The organism is Psychrobacter sp. 1Y4 (assembly GCF_051847555.1).
This window is the reverse complement of the sequence record NZ_JBPYDE010000263.1, coordinates 1-907: the sequence shown is the minus strand read 5'-3', so window position 1 is coordinate 907 and position 907 is coordinate 1. Positions and strand designations below refer to the sequence as shown.

1 protein-coding gene and 1 pseudogene are annotated in these 907 nt (G+C 47.2%); both read left to right on the top strand.

Annotated elements, in window-relative coordinates; genetic code table 11:
• Positions 1-465, top strand: a pseudogene (locus ACS8FC_RS15665) (LysM peptidoglycan-binding domain-containing protein); the annotation flags it as partial.
• A gap of 51 nt (positions 466-516) precedes the next feature.
• Positions 517-907, top strand: a 391-nt coding sequence (locus tag ACS8FC_RS15660) for a DNA-processing protein DprA (RefSeq protein ID WP_439297449.1), incomplete at its 3' end; no start/stop codon positions are given.

The following is a 907-nucleotide window of genomic DNA, read 5'->3' as shown; positions in this document are numbered from 1 at the left end:
ACACAGGTAGCGACTGGTCTTGTCACATCGACAGAAACGAATGGTATTACCAGCTTACAGTTGACCGAAAGTTATGATAAAGAAGTGCGCGAAGGCGATCGCGTGTTTGTTGAGCTTGATAATGCTATCCCACCAGTCTTTTACCCAACACCTGCCAGCGTTAGTCGTGGCGGTATGATTGTACGAGTGATGGACTCCATTAGTGCTGCTGCTAAAGGTAGTGTGGTCGCTATCAATTTGGGTAGCCTACATGGTGCCAAGCCAGGCGATGTGTTGACTGTCTATCAAAAAGGTCCATTAGTACGTGACACCAAAGACAACGATATGCCTGTACGTTTGCCAAATGAGCCAAGCGGGATGGTCATGGTATTTAACACCTTTGACCACATCAGCTATGCTTATGTACTGGATTCTGAGCTACCACTCAACGTTGGTGACCAGTTATTACCACCACCTTATCTATAAATACGAGTGATAAAACAGCCATACTAAATTTGCCTATACGAGACAGATAAAATGACGGCAGTCACCGCTTCTTTATCCGACGATCAGCGTGCTATATTGTCGCTATGGTATGAGGTGAATGCGTCCCTGTCTGCCTACCACAAGCTAGTCATCTCTTACGGTAACGCGCAGCTTGCTTTGCAAGCCACAGTAGAGGCGTGGAAGCAGCTGGGTCTGCATCACACCCATCTAAAACGTCACGAGCAGCCGGATCAAACGCGCGCTAGTATCGATAAAATCCAGCAAGCACTTGTTGATAGTCGCTATAGTCTACTGTTTGCTGATCAGCCCGATTATCCCGCCCAGCTTCTTCATATTTATGATCCGCCACCATTATTGTTCTTTCGAGGAAATAGCGCGCGCCTGCATCAAGCTCAAATTGCTATCGTGGGCAGTCGAAAAC